General features: G+C 59.2%; 17 protein-coding genes. 5 read left to right on the forward strand and 12 right to left on the reverse strand.

Going from position 1 to position 21589, the window contains the following annotated elements; genetic code table 11:
- Positions 1-119 precede the first annotated feature (119 nt).
- The 5 genes from ACR0DJ_RS09840 to glyA form a co-directional block, all read right to left on the reverse strand.
- Positions 120-542 carry a universal stress protein gene (locus tag ACR0DJ_RS09840; protein WP_171635830.1) on the reverse strand — a complete coding sequence of 141 codons (423 nt, stop codon included), beginning with the start codon at positions 540-542 and terminating at the stop codon, positions 120-122.
- A 78-nt stretch (positions 543-620) separates the two neighbouring features.
- A complete protein-coding gene (locus ACR0DJ_RS09845; RefSeq protein ID WP_170345519.1) occupies positions 621-1994 on the reverse strand; it encodes an alanine/glycine:cation symporter family protein in 1374 nt (457 codons plus the stop codon).
- A gap of 25 nt (positions 1995-2019) precedes the next feature.
- Positions 2020-2964 carry a lipoyl synthase gene (lipA, locus tag ACR0DJ_RS09850; protein WP_480684790.1) on the reverse strand — a complete coding sequence of 315 codons (945 nt, stop codon included), beginning with the start codon at positions 2962-2964 and terminating at the stop codon, positions 2020-2022.
- Positions 2965-2978: 14 nt separating this feature from the next.
- Entirely contained in the window at positions 2979-4361 is a 1383-nt protein-coding gene (gene lpdA, locus ACR0DJ_RS09855; RefSeq protein ID WP_480684791.1) for a dihydrolipoyl dehydrogenase, read from the reverse strand.
- Positions 4362-4372: 11 nt separating this feature from the next.
- Positions 4373-5626, reverse strand: coding sequence for a serine hydroxymethyltransferase (gene glyA / locus ACR0DJ_RS09860; RefSeq protein WP_480684793.1), 1254 nt, complete (start codon positions 5624-5626; stop codon positions 4373-4375).
- A 146-nt stretch (positions 5627-5772) separates the two neighbouring features.
- Here glyA and ACR0DJ_RS09865 point away from each other — a divergent pair, with 146 nt between their 5' ends.
- Positions 5773-6375, forward strand: coding sequence for a helix-turn-helix domain-containing protein (locus ACR0DJ_RS09865; RefSeq protein ID WP_257601341.1), 603 nt, complete (start codon positions 5773-5775; stop codon positions 6373-6375).
- A gap of 65 nt (positions 6376-6440) precedes the next feature.
- Here ACR0DJ_RS09865 and ACR0DJ_RS09870 read toward each other — a convergent pair whose 3' ends face one another.
- A complete protein-coding gene (locus tag ACR0DJ_RS09870) occupies positions 6441-7301 on the reverse strand; it encodes a GlxA family transcriptional regulator (RefSeq protein WP_480686251.1) in 861 nt (286 codons plus the stop codon).
- A 158-nt stretch (positions 7302-7459) separates the two neighbouring features.
- Here ACR0DJ_RS09870 and ACR0DJ_RS09875 point away from each other — a divergent pair, with 158 nt between their 5' ends.
- The 4 genes from ACR0DJ_RS09875 to ACR0DJ_RS09890 all read left to right on the forward strand — a co-directional run bounded on the left by ACR0DJ_RS09875 (position 7460) and on the right by ACR0DJ_RS09890 (position 11954).
- Complete coding sequence (locus ACR0DJ_RS09875) at positions 7460-8620, forward strand: acyl-CoA dehydrogenase family protein (protein WP_480684794.1); 1161 nt, start codon at positions 7460-7462, stop codon at positions 8618-8620.
- Between the two features lie 2 nt (positions 8621-8622).
- Positions 8623-10638 (forward strand): acetate--CoA ligase family protein, encoded by a 2016-nt coding sequence (locus ACR0DJ_RS09880; RefSeq protein ID WP_480684795.1) that lies wholly within the window; start codon positions 8623-8625, stop codon positions 10636-10638.
- 3 nt (positions 10639-10641) lie between these two features.
- On the forward strand, positions 10642-11421 hold the full coding sequence (locus ACR0DJ_RS09885; protein ID WP_170345511.1) for a carnitinyl-CoA dehydratase: 780 nt from the start codon (positions 10642-10644) through the stop codon (positions 11419-11421).
- Between the two features lie 62 nt (positions 11422-11483).
- On the forward strand, positions 11484-11954 hold the full coding sequence (locus tag ACR0DJ_RS09890) for a hypothetical protein (RefSeq protein WP_480684796.1): 471 nt from the start codon (positions 11484-11486) through the stop codon (positions 11952-11954).
- Here the strand turns inward: ACR0DJ_RS09890 and ACR0DJ_RS09895 are convergent.
- The 6 genes from ACR0DJ_RS09895 to ACR0DJ_RS09920 all read right to left on the reverse strand — a co-directional run bounded on the left by ACR0DJ_RS09895 (position 11945) and on the right by ACR0DJ_RS09920 (position 21580).
- Positions 11945-13015, reverse strand: coding sequence for a polyprenyl synthetase family protein (locus ACR0DJ_RS09895; RefSeq protein WP_425079521.1), 1071 nt, complete (start codon positions 13013-13015; stop codon positions 11945-11947). The genes ACR0DJ_RS09890 and ACR0DJ_RS09895 overlap by 10 nt on opposite strands.
- Positions 13016-13019: 4 nt before the next feature.
- Positions 13020-15143: a hydroxysqualene dehydroxylase gene (locus tag ACR0DJ_RS09900; protein WP_480684797.1), complete on the reverse strand. Its 2124-nt coding sequence runs from the start codon at positions 15141-15143 to the stop codon at positions 13020-13022.
- Positions 15136-15960: a DUF3237 domain-containing protein gene (locus tag ACR0DJ_RS09905; RefSeq protein WP_257601347.1), complete on the reverse strand. Its 825-nt coding sequence runs from the start codon at positions 15958-15960 to the stop codon at positions 15136-15138. Before ACR0DJ_RS09905 ends, ACR0DJ_RS09900 begins: the two co-directional genes overlap by 8 nt.
- 14 nt (positions 15961-15974) lie before the next feature.
- Positions 15975-16856, reverse strand: coding sequence for an encapsulin (locus ACR0DJ_RS09910; RefSeq protein ID WP_170345506.1), 882 nt, complete (start codon positions 16854-16856; stop codon positions 15975-15977).
- Between the two features lie 52 nt (positions 16857-16908).
- Entirely contained in the window at positions 16909-20109 is a 3201-nt protein-coding gene (locus tag ACR0DJ_RS09915) for an adenylate/guanylate cyclase domain-containing protein (protein ID WP_480684798.1), read from the reverse strand.
- Positions 20110-20647: 538 nt separating this feature from the next.
- Positions 20648-21580, reverse strand: a complete 933-nt coding sequence (locus ACR0DJ_RS09920; protein ID WP_480684800.1) for a phosphotransferase — start codon at positions 21578-21580, stop codon at positions 20648-20650.
- Between the last annotated feature and the right edge of the window lie 9 nt (positions 21581-21589).

The following is a 21589-nucleotide window of genomic DNA, read 5'->3' on the forward strand; positions in this document are numbered from 1 at the left end:
CCAAAGGATACTGAACAGGCATCTCCCACCCAGCAAAATCAACCATCTTGCCGCCAAGTGCGACGTGAAGGTCATACAAGGGCGTGCGCTTCGGTGTGGTCATTTCTTCAACCTTTCAATCAGCGGGACTGGTCGCGAACGACCATGACAGTGCAATGCGCATTGCGCACGACACGGGCCAGGTTCGGGCCAATCTCGTAGTTCGGGAAATCGCCCTTGGTCGATGCCATGACGATCAGATCAAAGCCTTCCTTGTAGGCAAGCTTCAGGATTTCGCGGTAAACACTGCCTTCTTCCACATGAACCGGCACGTCGGAAGCCTTGGCATGATCCAGAATCGCCTGAACCGCACCCCGCACGTGGTCTTTGGCGCCGGCACCATAGTTGGCGGGCAGGTTCGGCAGCTGGATGATCTCGGGGATGACGGCAACCGCATGCAGTTCGGCGCCGTAGAATTTGGCCTGCTCCAGCGCGACCGGCAGGGCCAGTTTCCACGAGCGGTCGTCGGTGTGATCAATGGGCAGCAGGATTTTCGTGGCCATCACGTCTCTCCTCGAGATATGGAATTCTATGTCAAAGGCGGGGGGCCGGGTTGGCCCCCCGTTTTGGTGGGGCCGAGCTTATTCGGCAGGTGTGCCGCCCGGCTCTTCGGACTTGCCGCCCGAGGCGAAGAACTCTTTCGTCAGTTTGAAGACGATCGGGCTCAGCAGCGCCAGGGCGATCAGGTTCGGGATGGCCATCATGGCGTTCAGCGTGTCTGCCAGCAGCCAGATGAAGCCCAGATCTGCAGTTGCCCCGAAGTAGATCATGACGATCCACAGAACGCGGTAGGGCATCAGGGATTTCACACCCAACAGGAACTCGACACATTTCTCGCCGTAGAACGACCAGCCGAGGATGGTGGTGAAGGCAAATATCGACAGAGCGATGGCGATCAGATACCCACCGATACCCGGCAGCGACAATTCGAACGCGTGGCTGGTCAGAGCCGCACCGGATTCACCCGATGTCCATGCCCCCGACGCGATGATTGCCAGACCGGTGATCGAGCAGACGATGATGGTATCGATGAACGTCCCCAGCATCGCGATCAGGCCCTGGTTGACCGGACCCTTGGTCTCAGCCGCTGCGTGTGCGATTGGCGCAGAACCCAGACCGGCTTCGTTCGAGAAGACACCACGTGCCACGCCGAAGCGGATGGCGGCCCAGACGGCTGCACCCGCGAAACCACCTTCTGCGGCGGACGGGGTGAACGCATGGGTAAAGACCAGTGACAGCGCATGTCCGATGTTGCCGATGTTGATGAGCAAAACCAGCAGGCCTGCGATGATATAAGCAACGGCCATGAAGGGAACCAGCTTACCGGCAACGGCACCGATGCGGGTGATGCCGCCCAGGATGACAGCTGCGGTCAGAACCATCAGAACAACGCCCGTGACCGAGGTGTTGAGACCGAAATTGGATTCCAGGACCTGCGCCACACCGTTGGCCTGCACACCGTTGCCGATGCCGAAGGCAGCAACCGCGCCGAACAGGGCAAATGCAACACCCAGCCAGGCCCATTTCGCGCCCAGACCGTTCTTGATGTAGTACATCGGGCCCCCGACATAGTTGCCCAATTCGTCTTTCTCACGGTATTTCACCGCCAGAACGGCCTCGGCATATTTGGTGGCCATGCCCACCAGGGCGGTCATCCACATCCAGAACAAGGCGCCTGGACCGCCCAGGAAGACAGCAGTGGCCACACCGGCGATGTTGCCTGTACCGATGGTTGCCGACAGCGAGGTCATCAGCGCGTTGAACGGGCTGATCTGCCCTTCGCCCTGACCTTCACGGCCTTTGAACAACAGGCTGAAGCCCGTGCCGATGCGCAGGATCGGCATGAATTTCAGCCCGACCTGTAGAAAGAAGCCGACGCCAAGAATGAGGACCAGCATCATCGGCCCCCACACGACGCCATTGATGGCCCCTACGATTGAATTCAACGCTTCCATGGTTTCCCTCCCATTTGCGTTTGGCTTATGCCCCGGTCGCGATCGCCCGCTGGCGGGCTTGCTTGAGGGCAGTGAAATCTTCGTCGGCGTGGAACGACGAACGGGTCAGCGGCGTGGCTGACACGTGCAAAAAGCCCTTGGAACGTGCGATCTGTTCCAGTTGGGCGAATTCCTCGGGTGACCAGAACCGGTCAATCGGATGGTGTTTCGGGGTCGGTTGCAGATACTGCCCGACCGTCAGAAAATCGACACGTGCCGCGCGCAGATCATCCATCACCTGACGCACGTCGTTCAGGCTTTCACCCAAGCCCACCATCAGCCCCGACTTGGTGAAAATCTCGGGGTTTGAACGTTTGGCGTCGTCCAGCAGCCGCAGCGAGGCATAATAGCGCGCGCCGGGGCGAACCGTCGGATACAGGTGCGGGACGGTTTCCAGGTTGTGGTTGAACACGTCCGGCGCGACGTCAAAGACGATGTTTGCGGCGTCGCCCTTGCCCAGGAAGTCGGGGGTCAGAACCTCGACCGTGGTGCCGGGGTTCTGATGGCGTACGGCGCGGATCGTCCGGGCGATATGCTCGGCCCCGCCATCGGCCAGATCATCCCGATCAACCGACGTGATCACCACATGGCGCAGGCCCAGCTTCTTGACCGCCGCCGCAACCCGGCCGGGTTCGAACGCGTCGAGCGCATCGGGGCGGCCGGTGGCCACATTGCAGAACGAACAGCCCCGCGTGCAGATCTCGCCCATGATCATCATGGTGGCGTGCCGTTTGGACCAGCATTCACCGATATTGGGGCAGGCCGCTTCTTCGCAGACCGTTGCCAGATCGTGCTCGCGCATCAGACGCCGGGTTTCGTAGTACGCGGCGCTGTCGCCTTTTTTCTTGCGAATCCACGCAGGCTTACGCGGGATCACGCTGTCGGCCTTCCTGGCCTTTTCCGGGTGGCGTGGTCGAAGCTGGATGGTCATCTGGCTGTCCCTCGTTATGCGTGGATTGCGCGGCCCATGGCATCGAGGCAGGCTTCCTTGACCGCCTCGCTCATCGCCGGGTGCGCATGACAGGTTGCTGCAACCTCGGCGACGGTCGCGCCTTTGGTCATGGCCAGTACCAACTCGGCGATCAGATCGCCGCCATGGGCACCACAGATATGGGCTCCGAGGATCTCGCCGTCGGAACCGGCCAGAACCTTGACTGCGCCATCTGTCTCACCCGTCGAACGCGCCCGCGAGTTGGCCATGAAGGCAAACTTGCCGACAACGTATTCGACGCCCACGTCTTTCAGTGCCTCTTCGGTCTGACCAACCGAAGCCACTTCGGGATCGGTGTAGACCACACCCGGCACGGTGTTGTAATCGACGTGACCGGCTTCGCCGGCCAGCATCTCGACACAGGCAACGCCGTCCTCTTCGGCCTTGTGGGCCAGCATCGGGCCGGGCACACAGTCGCCAATGGCATAGATGCCGGGCACAGACGTTTGGAATGCTTCATCGACTTCGATGAAACCACGCGGGTTCACGGCCACGCCCAATTCTTCCAACCCAAGCCCGCGGGTGACGGGGCGGCGTCCGACGGCGATCAGAACCTTGTCGGCCTCGATCACCTCTTGCTTGTCCTTGCCGACGCGATCCACGGTCAGGGTCAGGCCAGCCGCGGTTTTCTCAACCGATTTGAGGGCACGACCCAGGTGGAACTTCAAACCGCGTTTAGACAGCGCCCGCTGCGCCAGCTTGGCGATCTCGCCATCGATGCCGGGCAGAACGCGATCCAAATATTCGACCACAGTGACCTTGGCGCCCAGACGTGCCCAGACCTGCCCCAGTTCCAGACCGATGACACCTGCACCGATCACCACCAGATGATCCGGAACGCTCTGCAACGCAATTGCGCCGGTCGAGCTCAGGACGTCCCGCTCATCAATTTCAATCCCCGGCAGAGAGGTCGGCTCGGATCCGGTCGCGATCAGGATGGTCTTTGTTTCGTATACGCTGTCGCCGACCTTGACCTGACCGGGGGCCGGAATGCTGGCCCAGCCTTCGATCAGATCGACGCCGTTCTTCTTGAACAGGAACGCGATGCCCTTGGTCAGATCACCGACGATCTTGTCCTTGCGCCCCATCATCGCGCCGACATCAATGCTGGCCCCCTCGACCGCAATGCCATGGGAGGAGAGATGTGCAAGCTCGGCAAATTTGGCCGAGGAGGTCAGCAACGCTTTGGAGGGGATGCACCCCACGTTCAGACAGGTACCGCCCAGTGCGCCGCGCCCTTCGACACAGGCCACTTTCAGCCCCAGCTGAGCCGCGCGGATCGCGGCAACATAGCCGCCCGGTCCACCCCCGATAACGATGAGGTCGTAGGTATTCATTTCACGTTCTTTCAGTAGATCGGGTAGTTTGCACAGAGCGCGCGAACCTGTTCGCGTGTTTCCTTTTCGACGGTTTCGTTCCCGTCAGGAGACTGCGCGAGCGCCTCCAGAACATCCCCGATCAGATGGCCGATCTGCTTGAACTCTTCCGGGCCAAAGCCACGGCTGCACCCGGCGGCGGTGCCCAGACGGATGCCGCTGGTGATGGTGGGTTTTTCCGGATCTCCGGGAACGCTGTTCTTGTTGCAGGTAAAGCCGGCCCGCTCGAGCGCGGCTTCGGCGTCTTTGCCGGTCACGCCGATCGGGCGCAGGTCGACCAGCATCAGGTGGTTCTGGGTGCCGCCGGAAACGATGTCACATCCGCGCGCCATCATGACGTTTGCCAAGGCCGATGCGCTGTCAACGACACGCTGCATATATTCCTTGAACTCAGGCTTGAGTGCCTCGCCAAAGGCCACCGCCTTGCCTGCGATCACATGCATCAGCGGGCCGCCCTGCAAGCCGGGGAATACGGCCGAGTTGATCTTTTTCGCCAGCGCTTCGTCATTGGTCAGGATGATGCCGCCACGAGGCCCGCGCAGGGTCTTGTGCGTGGTCGAGGTCACGACATGTGCGTGTCCTACAGGCGAGGGGTGCAGGCCGGTCGCCACCAACCCGGCGATATGAGCCATGTCGGCCAGCAGCCATGCGCCAACCTCGTCCGCGATTTCACGGAATCTGGCAAAGTCGATTTTCTGCGAGTAGGCCGACGCACCTGCGATGATCAGCCTGGGCTTTTCCGCCCGCGCCAATTCGGTGACCTGATCATAGTCGATCAGCCCTGCATCGGTCAGACCGTACTGTACGGGCCGGAACCATTTGCCGGACTGTGCCGGTTTTGCGCCGTGGGTCAGATGGCCACCGGCGTCCAGCGACATGCCAAGAATGGTATCGCCCGGGCTCAGCAACGCCAGCTTGACGGCTCCGTTGGCCTGTGCGCCTGAATGGGGCTGTACGTTGGCATATTCACAGCCAAACAGTTTCTTGAGGCGTTCGATGGCCTCGACTTCGACTTCGTCAACATATTCGCAGCCGCCATAATAGCGGCGGCCCGGATAGCCTTCGGCATATTTGTTGGTCAAGACCGAGCCCTGCGCTTCGATCACGGCCTTCGAGACAATGTTCTCCGAGGCGATCAACTCGATCTGCTCCGCCTGACGTTCACCCTCGCGTGAGATGGACGCGGCAATGACGGGATCTGCCTCAATTAGCGACGTCTTGAACATGGTCTCCTCCATTTGCCCCGAATCCTCAGTACGAAACTTTGTTTCCTATAGGGGAAATAATGCGCTTTCGGCAACAAAAATCTCTTATTCAAGAAGTTGCGTATATACTGGGAGGCATGTAACCTTTGATAAAACAGGGGAATTCAATGGGCGACGAAGGCCGAAATGATGTTTCCGGACAGGAAGTTCCGGATGAAGGTGAGGCCCTGGGCCGCTCCATCCGCGATGCGCGGCGCGCGAAAGGGTGGACTCTGGAAGAAGCCGGTCGCGCTGCGGGTATCGGGCGGTCGACGCTGTCCAAGATCGAAAACAACCAGACAAAGCCAAGCTTTGACATTGTGCGGCGTCTGACGCAGGCCCTGGATATGAGCACCCCGCAGTTGTTTCTTCAGTCGGGTCAATCCGGCATTTCAGGCCGCCGTGATTTCACTCCGAAAGGCGAGGGGGAAATCAAGGATACGCCCACTTACCTGCATGAACTGCTTTGCCCCGAACTGACCAGCAAGCGGATGCTGCCCTATATCGCGACAATCAAGGCGCGCGACCTGTCGGAGTTCGAGACGTGGATCCGACACTCCGGAGAAGAATTCATGTATGTGCTCAGCGGTGAACTCATCTTCGTGTCTGAACATTACCGCCCTTTGCCAATGAAGGCCGGTGACTCGCTCTATTATGACAGCGGAATGGGGCATGGGTGTATTTCGACCAGCGAAGAAGACGCCAAGGTGCTGTGGGTCTCGCTGGAATAACCTCCATGGTTTTCCTTGGTTCTTGAGGTAAGCGGGCATCGCCTTGCGCACCCCCTTCAGCCGTCCTACAGGCTTCGGTGGCGAAACGCAGTCGGCGTCTGGCCGAATTCTGCCTTGAAAGCCCGCGTCATGGCGCTGGCGTTTTCATATCCGCAACGACCGGCGATTTCGGCGATGGATTGTTCGGTATCTTCTGCCAGATTGCGTGCCAGGTTCAGCCGCAGCCGGCGATACAGCGCCTGCGGCGTGGTTTTGAGCTCCGCCTGAACGCGCATTTCGATCCGCTTTTGCGAACACCCGATCTTGCGGGCCAATTCCCTGATCGAAAGAGGTGTTTCAAGGTTCGCCTGCATGACAGCCAGTGCGCGATTGACCAAAGTGTCTTCGGATTTCAGAGGCAAAGGGTAATGATCCTGCCCATTTCGGCTCATCAGAAGATACCCGACTTCCATGGACAAAAGAGGCCCGTGATCCCGGCGGATCAGGGCCGAGGCCAGATCGAACGCGGCCATCGCTCCGGAACAGGTCAGTCTGTTGCCATCGATGACAAAACGTTCCTGCACCGCATCCACGGCCGGAAAGCTTTCTTCGAACCGGGAAAGTTCGTCCCAGTGAATGGTTGCCCGGTGCTCATCCAGCAAACCGGCGCGGGCCAGCAGCCAGCTGCCGGTATCCAATCCGGCCACTTGCCGGTGTTTTTTGGCAGCATCCAGCACGGTACGGGTGGTCGATCGCGTGTCCAGCTTGCGATACCCATAAGACGGCATGACCACCAGAACATCGCCTTGCTGGTCAGAGATTGAACCATTCGGTGTAACGACAAGGCCGCTGGAACTTTGAACGGGGTCTCCGTCAATGGAACAGAAACACCACGAATACAAAACCTGCCTCGACAGGTTGTTCGCAGCCCTGAGCGGTTCGACCATGTTTGCAAGGCAATGGTTCGAAAACCCGTTGAAGAGCAGAATGTTGTATTGTCGCGTCAAAAAATTCGAATTTGGCATGATCAGGTATCAACTCTGCATGTCGTGACCATGAGTGATGGCGTTTGGTTGGTCAACCACCGATCCAGGGAACACGCGCCATGCAGTTTGGTCTGACAGAAGAACAGGAAATGATCGTCTCGACGGTCCGCAGCTTTGTTGAAAACGAAATCTACCCGCATGAAGACGCGGTCGAGCGCTCGGGAACCGTGCCTCCTGAGCTGGGCGAGCAGATCAAGCAGAAATGTATCGATCTGGGCTTTTATGCCTGCAACTTCCCCGAGGAAGTCGGTGGTGCGGGCCTGTCTCATCTGGATTTCACCTTGGTCGAGCGCGAGCTTGGCCGTGGATCAATGGCACTGACGCATTTCTTTGGGCGCCCGCAGAACATCCTGATGGCCTGCAACGACGAACAGCGCGAACGTTATCTTCTGCCTGCCGTACGTGGCGACAAGATGGACGCCCTGGCGATGACCGAACCGGATGCGGGGTCGGATGTGCGTGGTATGAAATGCCAGGCGGTGCGCGATGGCGGCGACTGGGTTGTCAACGGATCGAAGCATTTCATCTCGGGCGCGGAACATGCGGATTTCTTCATCGTTTTCATCGCGACCGGCGTGGACGAAACCCCCAAAGGCCCGAAGAAACGCATCACCACTTTCCTGGTGGATCGCGGTACGCCGGGGTTTGAAGTGCGCGAGGGCTACAACTCGGTCAGCCACAAGGGCTACAAGAACTACATCCTGTATTTCGACAATTGCCGTCTGCCCGACGCACAGGTCTTGGGCGAGGTCGATGGCGGCTTTGCCGTGATGAATGAATGGCTTTATGCAACCCGCCTGACGGTTGCGGCATTCTCGGTCGGGCGCGCACGGCGCTGCTTTGACTATGCGCTGAACTATGCGGCCGAGCGCAAGCAGTTCGGCCAGCCCATCGGCAAGTTTCAGGGCGTCGGCTTCCAGATCGCCGACATGATCACGGAAATTGATGCCGCCGATTGGCTGACACTCGCCGCCGCATGGCGTCTGGATCAAAACCTTCCATCGAACCGCGAGATTGCCTCGGCCAAGGTCTATGCCTCGGAAACGCTGGCGCGGGTTACGGATGCCACACTGCAAATCTTCGGCGGGATGGGCTTGATGGACGATTTCCCGATCGAACGGTTCTGGCGCGATGCCCGGGTTGAACGCATCTGGGACGGCACCAGCGAAATCCAGCGCCACATCATTAGCCGCGATCTTCTTCGTCCCCTGGGCGCCTGACCATGAACAAAGACCTGACCCGGCTGCTGCGCCCGAAAACCATCGCCGTCATCGGCGGCGGCGCGTGGTGCCAGCAGGTTATTCTGCAATCCGAACGCATGGGCTATGCCGGCCAAATCTGGCCGGTGCATCCCAAAGCGTCGGAAATTGCGGGCCACAGGGTTTTTGGCCACATCGAAGACCTGCCCGAAGCCCCGGATGCGGTTTTCATCGGTATCAACCGCCACGCCACCATCGAGGCCGTTCGTGTCCTGTCCAGTATGGGCGCAGGCGGGGCGGTGTGTTTTGCCTCGGGCTTTTCCGAGGCCGTTGCCGAAGATGACACCGGTGGGGACTTGCAGGATCAACTGATTGCCGCAGCCGGCGACATGCCCATTCTTGGCCCGAACTGCTATGGCTTCATCAACGCGCTGGACGGGGCGCTGTTGTGGCCGGACCAGCACGGGGCGACCCCGATTGACAAGGGCGTGGCGATCCTGACGCAAAGTTCGAACATCTCGATCAACCTGACCATGCAGAAACGTGGGTTGCCGATCGCCTATATGATGGCCTGCGGAAACATGGCCCAGACCAGCCAGGCCGAAATCGCCTCGGCCTTGATCGACGATCCGCGCGTAACCGCGGTGGGTCTGCATATCGAAGGGTTCAAGGACATCCGGCAATGGGAGGCGCTGGCCGCCAAGGCCTATTCCAAAGGCATCCCGCTGGTCGCCCTCAAAGTGGGCGCATCGGAACAGGCGCAGGCGGCCACCATTTCGCATACCGCGTCTCTTGCGGGCAGTGATGCGGGCGCACAGGCCCTTTTGGACCGGCTGGGCATTCCGCGTCTGTCCGCGTTGCCCGACTTTCTTGAAACGCTGAAACTGTTGCACTGCTATGGACCGCTGCCGGGTGGCAGCATCGCTTCGATCAGTTGTTCAGGGGGTGAGGCCAGCCTGATCGCGGATATGGCCGTTGGTACGGGACTGCGTTTCCCGCAGTTGAGCGATGACAAAAGGGCGCGTCTGCGCGACGCGCTCGGCCCCATGGTCGCGCTGAACAACCCGCTGGATTATCACACTTATATATGGCGCGACGAAGAAGCGATGGCACAGGCATGGTCGGGCATGACGGGTGAAGACATCGACCTGACGTTCTCGATCGTCGACTATCCGACGACGGATCCGACTGACTGGAGTTGCGCGACCCGCGCTGCGTTGAGAGTGCGTGCCGAAACCGGTGCTCGGTTTGCGATTGTTGCGACGCTGCCTGAACTTCTGCCTGAAGACGTCGCGCAGGACCTGATGGCCGGTGGTGTAATTCCGTTCATGGGTCTGCGCGAGGCACTGGCGGCCACCTGCGCGGCTGGTCAGATCTCGGCCCCGTCCGCGCATCCTGTCTGGTTGCCGGGAACGGCTGAGGCGACCCAAACCCTGACCGAAGGCGAGTCGAAGCAGGCGCTTGCTGAATGCGGCCTGCATATCCCCCGAACCTGCACGGTTTCTGGGCCAGCGGCAGCCCTCGCAGCAGCGCAGGATATGGAAGCCCCCTTTGCCGTGAAAGGTGTTGGGCTTGCGCATAAATCCGAACACGCCGCTGTTCGGCTGGGCATTCAAACCAAAGACGTGGCCAGTGTGGCCGCTGACATCGGCACCGAAGATATCCTGGTCGAAGAGATGATCACCGGAACCGTTGTTGAATTGCTGGTCGGTGTCGTCCGTGACCCGGCGCATGGGTTTGTCCTGACATTGGGGGCGGGGGGCGTGCTGACTGAAATCCTGCGCGATACGGCGTCGGTGCTGGTGCCAAGCGCGCTCGAGGACATCCGTGCCGCGCTTGGCAAACTGAAAATCGCCCCGCTTTTGGCAGGCTATCGCGGCCAACGGGCGGCTGATATGGATGCAATCATCGCCGCAGTCGACGCCGTTCAGGCCTATGTCATGCAAAATGCCGACACGCTTGGCGAGGTCGAGATTAACCCGCTCCTGTGCACGCCGGACAAGGCCGTTGCCGTGGATGCACTGATAAGAAAGGCCTGAGATATGGACCCGATCAAAACCCGCCGCGACGGAGCGATCCTTGAGGTGACGCTGGACCGGCCCAAGGCCAACGCCATCGATCTTGTCACCAGCCGCAGGATGGGTGAGGTGTTCGCCGCGTTTCGCGACGATCCAGAGCTGCGCGTGGCCATTCTGACGGGCGGCGGAGAGAAGTTTTTTTGTCCGGGCTGGGACCTGAAAGCAGCGGCCGACGGGGATGCGGTAGACGGGGACTATGGCGTCGGAGGGTTCGGCGGCCTGCAAGAGCTGCGCGACCTGAACAAACCCGTGATCGCGGCCGTCAACGGCATCGCCTGTGGCGGCGGGCTGGAGCTGGCCCTGTCAGCCGATATGATCCTTGCCGCCGATCACGCCACGTTCGCCCTGCCGGAAATCCGCTCGGGGACTGTCGCGGACGCGGCCAGCGTCAAACTGCCCAAGCGCATCCCTTACCACATCGCGATGGAGTTGCTGCTTACCGGCCGTTGGTTCGACGCCGAAGAAGCCAATCGCTGGGGTCTGGTGAACGAGATCGTCGCCGCGGATCAACTGATGGACCGCGCCTGGGAACTGGCCCGGTTGTTGGCCTCGGGACCGCCCCTGGTTTATGCCGCGATCAAGGAAATCGTACGCGATGCCGAAGATGCCAAGTTTCAGGATGCCATGAATCGCATCACCAAGCGTCAGCTCAGAACCGTGGACGTTCTCTATGCCAGCGAAGATCAACTGGAAGGCGCGCGCGCTTTCGCCGAGAAAAGAGACCCGGTCTGGAAAGGGAAGTGAACTCTGATCGCAGAACGTGAATTTGCCATTTACTGATCCGTGCAGCACGTGCACAGTTAGGCATGCCGTATTTCGAACGAAAACCATATGTTAGTGCATCTCGGGCGGTCAGCCCGATTGCTCCGCAGCCTGACAATCAACCGATTTCCGATATAGCGCGCCGCGTGCTCGACAGGGAACGGGGCCCGCAGCAGCATCTGGACGGTCCGTTCAGGTGCCGCAAAACCTGTCATCCCGGCGGCACCGCCACCATTCTGCTGTCCTTTGAAGCACCGGAAGGCGCGGCCCCTGTTCAGATGCAGTTCGAACCGGGGGATCTGACCAACCCGAACGGGGACATTCTGCCGGCTAACCGCATCAATGTGATCCCGCCACAAATCCAGCTTGAACCGGGGGAAGCAACGGATGTTGCTGTTGCCGTCACTATACCCGATCTCACCGAACCCGGTGAATATCATGGCCGGATCGCCTGTACCGGAACGGACCAGACCTCGGTCGTGGTGGTGTTCGAGGTGGCGGGCGCTCAGACCTGACGGGTCACGAGATAGTCCATGAACTGTCCCAGAAACGCGCGCGGCGCGTCTTCTGTACCCGCGAACACCCGCGCGAACTCACTCCGGGCCGAGGCCAGCAGATCATTTGCCGCGTCTTGTGCATAGCGGATGCTGCCGTAATGGTTCATGCGCTCCAGCACCCAGGCGACATCTTGCGTCGACCGGGCATCGCGTGGGTTTGACAGCATCTCGGCCAACCGTGCCTGTTCGGGCTCTTCCGCCTTCAGGCCAAGCTGGCCCAGCATCAGCGTGCGTTTGCCTTCATAGATGTCCCCGCCGATTTCCTTGCCGTAACTGTCCTGAGAGCCGACGAGATTCAAGACGTCGTCCTGAATCTGAAACGCTGCACCCAGGAAAAAGCCAAAGGCATTGAAATCATCCAGATTAAGCGCACCGGACTCGACATCATGTGGCCGTGCAATCAGGGCCCCGATGCGCATCGGGTGAATGAAACTGTACCAACAGGTCTTTTTCAGACACATCCTCAGATAATCTGATGCATCGACGTTCAAACGATTGTCGCGAATCCAGCCAAGTTCCAACGCCTGACCTTCGATGGATTGCTGCAACAGATGGTCGAACTCATCCACCACGCGCATACCGGTTTCCGGGCCCAACGGTCCCAGGTTTTGACGCAGCAGGCGCAGGGCAAGCGATTGCATCCCGTCGCCGGTATTGATCGCCAGGGGAACCCCAAGCCGCTTGTGCATACATTCGCGCCCGCGCCGGAAATCGCTTTGATCTTCGATGTCGTCATGGATCAGAAAGGCATTGTGCAACAGCTCAAGAACTGCTGCCGAGACCTTCGCATTCTCGCTGTTTCCGCCGAAGGCTTCGCATGTCGCCAGTAACAGCGCAGGCCTCAGACCCTTACCCGAGGTTTCGATGTAATCGCGCATCGGGCCATACAGATAGGCCTGAGGCTCACCCGTCGGCAACAGGCCCAACAGCGTTTCGCGCGCCTGATCCCCGTAGGAGGTCAGGGTTTTCAGAAAATCCTGTTTCGCCGCAGGATCCAAATGCGCGGTTCCGGGTTTCACAGGCTCAGCCCTTCTGGGTGATGATCACGCGACTTTTGTTTTCCCGCGCACCGGATCGTTCCGAACCGGCGCCAAAAGCAGAAAGCGGTGCATCCGAAACGGGCAAGGCCCTGGACAGGGCACCTGATTGACCGCTGTCCCGACCCAGATCATACGCGACATCTTCTGCCAACTCATCCCCCGGGATCGGCAGATCGGCAGTGGGCTCGTAATTCGCGATGAGGTCGAACAGCTCTTTCGGGGGGCAGATCATTCGAAGCGCTTCGGCAATGGCTGGCTCCTCGGTGATACCGCCAGGTTTTGAATATTCCGTTGCCGGTTCTCCTATGGCGGCAAGGGGGCCATCACCGCCGCGCTCAACTCCTGCCGTGTCCTGACCCATTTTCAGCGCGGCTTCGACCGCGACCGCGAACCGGTTGTCCCACGGAAGGCCAGCCTGATAGCGGGCGTAATCATAGGCACGCAGCGGTTTGAGGATGTCGGGCTCGTGCAGATCCCAAATCTGGCAGGGCTCTGCATCCGATCCACTGCGCTGAAGGATGGCGTTGACGGCACGGCGCGCGGCCTCGTTCGCCCCTTCCATCGTGGCAAGGTCGGTGAAAGTGCGCACGTAATCCGATGCCAGAAAGAAATTCGGGATCAATGTGGCCGCATCCGGGCGCAAGCGCCAGCTGTTGATACGGTTGACCAGCAAGGGTTCGACATTGCTTTGACGCTTGGGGTCGTTCGGGTCTTGAACGATATCGGGATCGAGGAACCAGTAATGCATATCCTCGTCCCGCAAAACGGTTTGGCCATCCACGTTGATGCCGCGCTTGACCTGTTCCCAAACCTCGCTTGCAATCTCTTCCCGGCTGCAATTACGCGCTGTCTTCCCGTTCAGACCGGGTTTGTCCCATTCGGAAATGTCGATCGACAGCAGGCCTTTTGTCTTTCCTTCAGCCCAGTTGTCGAAATCAATCTGGTGCCAGAACTGTTTTTGCGACACAGCCGTCAAAGCCCATGGGCTGTCGATGAAAATGACGTGGCCATGGGTCAGTTCAACGTCCTTGGTCAGATAGAACTGAATGCCGTTCATCCATTGCACGTCATTGGCCAGCAAGGGCAACTTGGCAAGTGCGGGGTCAACCGCCATCATTTCCGGGGTCACAAGCGGTGCCATGCGTTCAATCGGCATGGCGCTGATGAACCAGTCCCCCGTGACCTGCTTTTCTTTACCATCCTGTTCGACTGTCGCGCCGATAATCCGCCCGTTCCGGCACTCGATTCCGGTGACTTTGGAGTCAAAATTGTACACGACCCCTTTGCTTGTCAGATAATCCAGCCACGGTTGAATCCAGACAAGATTGGTGGGCCCGTTCAGCAGCCTGTTGCAGTGGGGTTCGGGTGTGGCGATGCCCAGCTGAAGCTGAATAGCAATGTCCCCCACTGTCTTCGTGCTTGCCGTCGTGGCCTTGGCGGCCACCAGCGAACGGGTCAGGCCGATGGCAAGGAACTTCTGATAGGCTTCCGAACGGTCCTGCGCGCCGATGAAATCCCACCAACCGATCCGTTCATATTCGTCGAACCGGCGTTCCTTGCAGGAACTCGCGATCCGCCACATGCAGGCGACAAAATGTTCGACATCCTCATACGCGATCTGGTCCCTCGGCGACAGCGCGAAGGCAATGGTCTTGAAGGCATCCGCGACATCCTTGAGCGTGCGGGGAAACCGTTCCGGGACAATGATGCCGGGCTTGTCGAACTGGCTGACCAGAACCTGAGTGGTCGGGACCAGATTGTCAAAGCATGTGCCCTTGTCGTAATACGGCGTGCGGGCCATCGTGTCGGTGATATGCCGATAAAAGTTCGGAAAGAACCTGAACCCATGTTCGCCGGGCAGCCAGGGGCGTTTCACGCCGGGCGGATAACTGGCCCCATCCATCTCGGCCCATTTCTCCAGTGCCTTGATGTGTTTTGCTTTTGAGCCATGATCCCCTTCACCCTTCATTACGGGGATGCTGCGGGCCTTGCCGCCGGGGATCAGCTGGCGTTCGTGGACTTCGACCTCGAACCCGCGTTCAATCAGTTCGTGCGCGGCGCTCATTCCGGCCACGCCGCCTCCAAGAATGACAACCTTGTCAGGCATCGGAAATTCCTTTCGCGGAATAGACGTCAAAGCGCAGGGTGATGTCTGACAGGCTGGCTTCGCCAATGCCAAAACCCTGCACCCGATTCATCCAGCTGAAATGCGGATTCGAGGTCAGGTAACGCGGCGCAAGCCGTACCGGAGCCGAAGCGGGCAGATTGCCCTTGGCCAAGGCCGCATATCCGTCCGGGCCGAAGTCACACACACCCGTATCTTCGAACAGGATCGGAGCTTTCCCGGTGGACGGTCTGATAAGCGCCTTTGCATGAAGCAGCCCCACGCCATCGGGCCGAACGCGCATCCAGTCTCCTCCGATCGGTTCGATCACCCCTTTCAGATGCGGGCCTTCGACGGTGCCACCTTCTTTGATGGCGAAATGCAGCCAGATCCCATCCGGCGTCTCGCCCGAGGGGTGAAAGCTGCTTTCGAACGGCACCACAAATTTGGCAACATGTTCCAGTACCGGCGACGTCACTGCGGTTTTTGTCGGTTCCGGTGCGGCAGGTTGAACTGCTTTTTCCGGCCCGGGATCATATTCGCGCCCTCCCGACGTCAGCACCGGACGCCAGGACAGGGTTTTTTCCTGTGTCACGGACGGCAAAATGGCTGCGAATTGTTGAAACCCGGTTTGCGGGTCTCGCAACACGGGCCACCCGCGAATGGCACGCTCGGGGCCGCCTTCTTCCGAACAGATCAGACGTAGCGAGTCATGCGACGACACGGATGGACCTGCTTCCACCAGTACCCGACTGAGACCGTCTGCGTTGATCGCCTCGGACCAACGCAGGGTAACGCCCCGATCTGTAAACTCGCGCACGACCCGATCTCCGGTCAACAGGTTATCGTGCGGACGGCCTCAGCTTCTTTGATCCTGAGATGGAATTTCTGCTGCACGCGGAAGACGTGCTCGCCCTCGGCAGAGGTTTGCAGGTACTTCACGGCGATATCCGAAGGCACGACGATTTCAACCGGTGCACCCAGCAGGGACACAAGCACTGCCTTGTTCGCGGGCAGGGTGCTGGAACGCAGCAACGGCCCGTCCAGGAACGGAAGAATGCTGTCACGCGGCAGCACCATCGAATTCGGCAGCGGAGTCGTGACCGCACGGAACAGACCATTGCCCATCACACAGGCATAAGGGCCCAGATAGCCATGCGTTTCCAGCTTGCTGATGCCCTCGACGACGGCCTCGAAAACCTCGGTTCCGGTATAGTTCTTTTTGGTCGCGGAATTGGTTTTGCCTTCGCCTGCTTCAAGCAATCCCGGATATTTGCCACCGCCGCTGATCGTATAGATCTGCGGCAATGAGTCGGGCGCGCCGCCAGCGTGTTTGGGGGCCTGTCCGGTGCCGGGTTGACCGTTGAAAATGATGTCATCCTCTACCCGTGCCACAACGGCGGCCGCTCGGCGGAACATGATCTGAGCAGCCGTCAGTTCCGGATCAGCCACCTGTGCGCCTTTCAGGTACACGTTCACCGATACGGTGGTAAGGCGCAGCGTGTCATAATCGTTCACGTCAAGCCGCTGCTTGGATGCACCAGATGAGTTGTCGACCAGATCCAGCTTGTTCAGCGGAACGGACTGCGTGTCAGCGGGCAGCGGTCCGTACAGGGGCAGGAAACTGGCGGCCACCCGGGCGCGCAGTGCCTCGTCATGAACGGCCTTGTTCACGGCGCTCCACTGATCTTCGTTCCAATCCAATGCATCGGTCATTGTAAATCCCTCTCGGTGCTGCTGCCCAATTCGGCGGGGCAGTCAATCTTGTTCATTTTGCTTCTTTCAATCTGTCCAGCAGATCGCGGGCCCGCTGCTCCTGAACAACTCCACGGCAATCCCGGGCAAGCGAAAGCGCTTGTTCCGCCTCGCTGATTGCAGCGTCCAAGTCCCCTTTTGCGGCAAAAGCCTTTGCTCGCACACGGTGGTATTCAGGTTTGTTCAACGTCTCGCCGCGTTCCCAGCCGGGAATGCAGACGGCTTCGAGCCGGTCCAAAGCCTGATCAACATCTCCGTGATCAATCATCAACTCAGACAGAACAATCTGATTCTGTGGAAAAGTAAAGTTTCCACCAGATTTGGAGATCAGGTTCATGCATGCCTCGATGCGTTCCGGAACGCCTGCGATATCGCCTTTCCCGGCCTGCGCGAGACCCATATAGATGTCCTGCATCGCGTGAAGGTAAAGAAACCCTTCCTCATCCGCGACTTTTCTGGCTTCTTTCATCGTCACATCAAGCCGGTCCCATTCCCCCGCATAGGGCAGGAACATGCTGCAAGCGCCCATGACGTAGACAAGGTTGGGTGCGTGGTTCAGCGGCCTGCTGACCTCGATGGCTTCCAGGCGCGCGGCCTCGGCTTTTTCGAGCTTTCCCTGCTGCCACAGCAGGCATCCCTGAATGGCCAGCAATGACGCGGCCGTAGAAGACTGGGTCATGGGCATCATGGCCATATCCAGCTCGGGCGTGATCAGGGCGAATGCGCGCTCCAGCTGTTGTTCGCATTCCGCAAATTCCCCGCGGAAGTAATGCGTAAAGCTCAGGGCCCGTGCCGCAAGCACATTGGCGACGGGGTCTTCGGTCATGCCGGCCATCATATCCAGCGCCTGTCCCATTTCCATCGCGCGGTTCATCTGACCGGCAACAAAGAAATGGGTCCAACGGCAGAAGGTTGCGGCGAAAAGCGTCTCGCCGTCGCCCAAAGTCTGGGCCAGTTCCATCGCCCGGGCGGCAGTTTCGCCGACCTGATCGGACGACCACCCGTAGATCGCCATATACGCGGGCAGAATATTCATCTGAACCCGAAGCTCGAAGCCATCGCGATCTGCGTTGGCCTTCATGGTTCCGATGTTGCGCAGGGCAGCCCGGAAAGCGGAAATCGCAGGCAGGTTCGCCAGCCGGGACAACGCCAGTTCACCTGCCGTGACCCAATTCGCAACGGCCTCATCCTTCAATCCGCCAAGATCGCAATGATGCGCGACGGTATCGGGGGCCGGACTGCCGAATGCATTGTGACCGTCCAGCAAGGCCCGGGCGATTTTCAGATGCACCTTCTGCCGGTCTTCCCGCAGCAACGAATTATAGGCCGTATCCTGAACCAGCGCGTGGTTGAACGTGTATGTGGCCGACCCTGAATCGCTGGTGATCAGCACGACGCCAGCCGCCATAAGCTGCATGAGGGCGCTTTCCACATCCATGTCTTCATGCGCCACAGCGTGGATCATCTGAGCGGTGAAACTGCGCCCGATAACCGATCCGAGCTGAGCGACTGGCTTGGCATGTTCCATTCGGTCAAGACGCGACATCAGCGAGTCCTGAAGGGTGGCCGGGACGCTCAGTGTATCCAGAACCTCGGCATTGATCGGGGCATCCTGAGGCAGCTGGTCCAGAACCGCCTTTGTCATTTCTTCGATATACAGCGGCACGCCATCCGCCTTTTCGATGATCTGCCTGATCAGGATGACAGGCAAGCTGTACGGCTCGGCCACGCGCCGGACCAGTTCGGATGCCTCGGTGTTGCCAAGCGGAGACAGATCAATGCGCGCGGCTCGGCTCTCGAAATGTTCCGGAGGTTCGTATTCAGGTCGGTGTGACAGAACCACCAGTACCGGAAAGTTGCTCAAGGCGGATGCAAGCGCGTCCAGTACATCCAACGTGGTTGCATCGGCCCAATGAACGTCTTCGACCACCAGCAACAACGTGCCGCGCCTGTCACACAGGCTGCCCAGACTGCGCAGCATCACGTCAAGGGATTTGCGCGCCTTCTTCAACGGGTCGGATTCTGTCGGGGCGCCGGTCTCGACACCTGCCAGATCCAGAAGAACGGGCAAGTCCGCGTCACTCAGCCGTGAGGCCGATTGCACGAAGTCCGAAATCGCAGCCCGGATGCTGTCATTTGATTTATCGCCAGAAACGCGCCTCAGTTCCCCTACGATCGGGTGCAGGGGAAGACTGGTCAGGTGCGGGATGCACTGCAATGTAAAGGGTTTGACCCCTATTGATTCAGACAGTGACTTGATCAGCCTCGACTTGCCGATTCCCGCAGCCCCCCTGACAAGCGCCAGCCGGCCCGAGCCTTTCTGCGCTTCGTTCCAAAGCCGGGTCAGGGTTGAAAGATCGTCATGCCGGGCGACAAGATCGACCGCAGATTGACCCACCCGTGCGTCGAACCGGCTGGAGGACATGATTTCCGACACCACGCGATAGACTTTGCGCTGATTGTCAAAGCCTTTCAGCTCGTGGCTGCCACGTGGTTCGAATTCAAAGGCACCCTGGGTCAGCCTCCAGGTTTCTGAAGAAATGATCACTTCACCCGGTTCGGCCAGCCCCTGAAGGCGGGATGCAAGATTCGCCGTTTCACCCACCAGAAAGTCCTGAGACCCCAGGCTTTTCGAGGAAACGACGCCCACGACAACCATGCCGGTCGCAATGCCTGCCCGCAGGTCGAGCTTTTCTCCAAACTCGTTTTCAAGGTTCTGAACGGCCTCGATGGTCTCCAATACGGCTCGTACGGCCCGTTCGGCATCATCTTCCATGGCCTTGGGGTATCCGAAATACACCATGATGCCGTCGCCCTGCCGATAGGCCAGATGGCAGCCGTGCTGTTTCAGGGTGCCGATCGCCGTATCCAGATACAGGTTCATGATCTGCATCAGGTCTTCCGGATCATATCGCTGAGCCAGCCGGGTCGACCCCACAAGATCGCAGAAAACCAAAGTCAGCTGCCGCCGCTCGGCCTTGGACTGGACTTCGGGCCGCTTCGACGCTTCCTGCGATTTCAGCCTGGCCTGCGCCTTTCGAAAGCGCTTCCTTTCACCAACCGTCAACCCGAGATCACGCAGTTCCGGATCCGTCAATTCGTCCAGAATCTCGTCGTCTACGCCCTCTCTCTGAAACAGAGTGGCATAGTCATTCAGATCTGCCAGATGAAGGACTTTTGAAATGCGTGGTGATGCCTCAAGGACTCGCGTCATTGTCTTGCGACTCCTTCCATAACTGTCCCCCTGTTTTCCCCTTAATACATATACATAATGTATATGTATAATCCAAAAGTAGAGAGGTATTCATGCTGAATCCATAGCAGGAACAGGCGGCACTGTTAACTTGTTACATTGATTGACCGATTTACTTCAAAACTACCACGTCGTCACGCGCTTTTCCTTGGAAATCATAAGGTTCAAGTCTCAAGTTGACTTAGTTGGCAAGGTTTCAGGGCGGCTGAACGACCGGATAGGCAGGTCTGCGCCTGACGCCACGTCAAGGCTGACAGAGGTGCAAAAGTGCCGTGGCCGACATGAGATACCGGGCAGAAAGGCAGACTCAACCCGAGCACCAGCAAGAAGCCGACGCCCCAAACGTGCTTCGAATGGAAACATCTAAGTTCCAGGCGCATCCCGTATTTTGCCCGGCCCGTTCTTCCCGGGCATCCCGGCACCAGGGAAAGCGGCTCAAAGATCTGAGACGAGGCAGGAAACATCCGGTATCCAGGGCGGATCCGGCCGTGGATGAACCCTATTCCTCGGCCACGGCTTTCACATGGGCCGCAAAGGACGGGGCCAGCATCAGGGCTTTGCACCGCTCGAACCGGTTGGTGGCATAGGCCCAGAAATCTTCGGCGGGGTTTTCATCCGCATGCTGGATCAATCCCCACAGCGTCCACAGCAGGTCGCACATGGCTTTGTAGATCACCATGCGCCCGATCTGAGCCTCGCTCGGCGGGCCGTCGAAATAGGCCGTCAACAATTCCAGTTCCTGTTCGTCGTTCAGCCCGGCTTCGACCGACAGATCACCCAGATCCCAAAGGGCATCGTTCATGCCTGAATACTCGTAATCCACGATCCACATGCGCTGGCCGTCATCCAGAAAATTCTCGCACAGCGGGTCGCAATGGCTCGGGACCAATGCTCCGGGTTTGTCCCGCAGCACCTCGCGGATCGGGGCCGCCTCGGCCACGACGTCCGCGTAACCCTCTGGCAGGGTCGCGTTTTTGTCCGCAAGCACCTTCATGTAGTCGTTGATCATCGAAAACAGCTCGAACCGAAACTTGAACGGCTCGGGGGCATCATGAAGCTCCCTCAGCGCCTTACCCGCTCGGGCGGCAGACCCGGGACGCGTCGCAAACATCTCGGGTGTCATCGTGACGATGTCGGGTACGCAATCACTAATCATCACGCCGGATGCCGCGTCTGCCCACAGAACTTCGGGGCCGACCCCGGTTTTCGCCGCCACCCGTGCGTTGTGGATTTCAACTGCGCGGTCGATATAGGCTTCGGTGCCTTCACCGGGGATGCGCACGATCACCGTCTTTGGCCCGCCTTCGACGCGATAGACCAGATTGGTCAACCCGCCCAGCCGCTGGGTGTGAATGTCCGCCTCGGCAAGGGTTTCGAACCCCGCCACGTTGCGAAGGGCCTGAATAATCTCATTTGTTGGTTCATTCTGCATCGCTCTCTC

It is taken from the genome of Ruegeria sp. BF10, assembly GCF_056538725.1.

Bases quoted from the DNA above. Each gene is read 5' to 3' on its own strand.
- ACR0DJ_RS09910 (WP_170345506.1), bottom strand. From the start codon at position 16,856: ATGACCGATGCATTGGATTGGAACGAAGATCAGTGGAGCGCCGTGAAC.
- ACR0DJ_RS09920 (WP_480684800.1), bottom strand. From the start codon at position 21,580: ATGCAGAATGAACCAACAAATGAGATTATTCAGGCCCTTCGCAACGTG.
- ACR0DJ_RS09900 (WP_480684797.1), bottom strand. From the start codon at position 15,143: ATGCCTGACAAGGTTGTCATTCTTGGAGGCGGCGTGGCCGGAATGAGC.
- lpdA (WP_480684791.1), bottom strand. From the start codon at position 4,361: ATGAATACCTACGACCTCATCGTTATCGGGGGTGGACCGGGCGGCTAT.
- glyA (WP_480684793.1), bottom strand. From the start codon at position 5,626: ATGTTCAAGACGTCGCTAATTGAGGCAGATCCCGTCATTGCCGCGTCC.
- ACR0DJ_RS09845 (WP_170345519.1), bottom strand. From the start codon at position 1,994: ATGGAAGCGTTGAATTCAATCGTAGGGGCCATCAATGGCGTCGTGTGG.
- ACR0DJ_RS09915 (WP_480684798.1), bottom strand. From the start codon at position 20,109: ATGACGCGAGTCCTTGAGGCATCACCACGCATTTCAAAAGTCCTTCAT.
- ACR0DJ_RS09865 (WP_257601341.1), top strand. From the start codon at position 5,773: ATGGGCGACGAAGGCCGAAATGATGTTTCCGGACAGGAAGTTCCGGAT.
- ACR0DJ_RS09880 (WP_480684795.1), top strand. From the start codon at position 8,623: ATGAACAAAGACCTGACCCGGCTGCTGCGCCCGAAAACCATCGCCGTC.
- ACR0DJ_RS09875 (WP_480684794.1), top strand. From the start codon at position 7,460: ATGCAGTTTGGTCTGACAGAAGAACAGGAAATGATCGTCTCGACGGTC.
- ACR0DJ_RS09890 (WP_480684796.1), top strand. From the start codon at position 11,484: ATGCCGTATTTCGAACGAAAACCATATGTTAGTGCATCTCGGGCGGTC.
- ACR0DJ_RS09870 (WP_480686251.1), bottom strand. From the start codon at position 7,301: ATGGTCGAACCGCTCAGGGCTGCGAACAACCTGTCGAGGCAGGTTTTG.
- lipA (WP_480684790.1), bottom strand. From the start codon at position 2,964: ATGACCATCCAGCTTCGACCACGCCACCCGGAAAAGGCCAGGAAGGCC.
- ACR0DJ_RS09840 (WP_171635830.1), bottom strand. From the start codon at position 542: ATGGCCACGAAAATCCTGCTGCCCATTGATCACACCGACGACCGCTCG.
- ACR0DJ_RS09885 (WP_170345511.1), top strand. From the start codon at position 10,642: ATGGACCCGATCAAAACCCGCCGCGACGGAGCGATCCTTGAGGTGACG.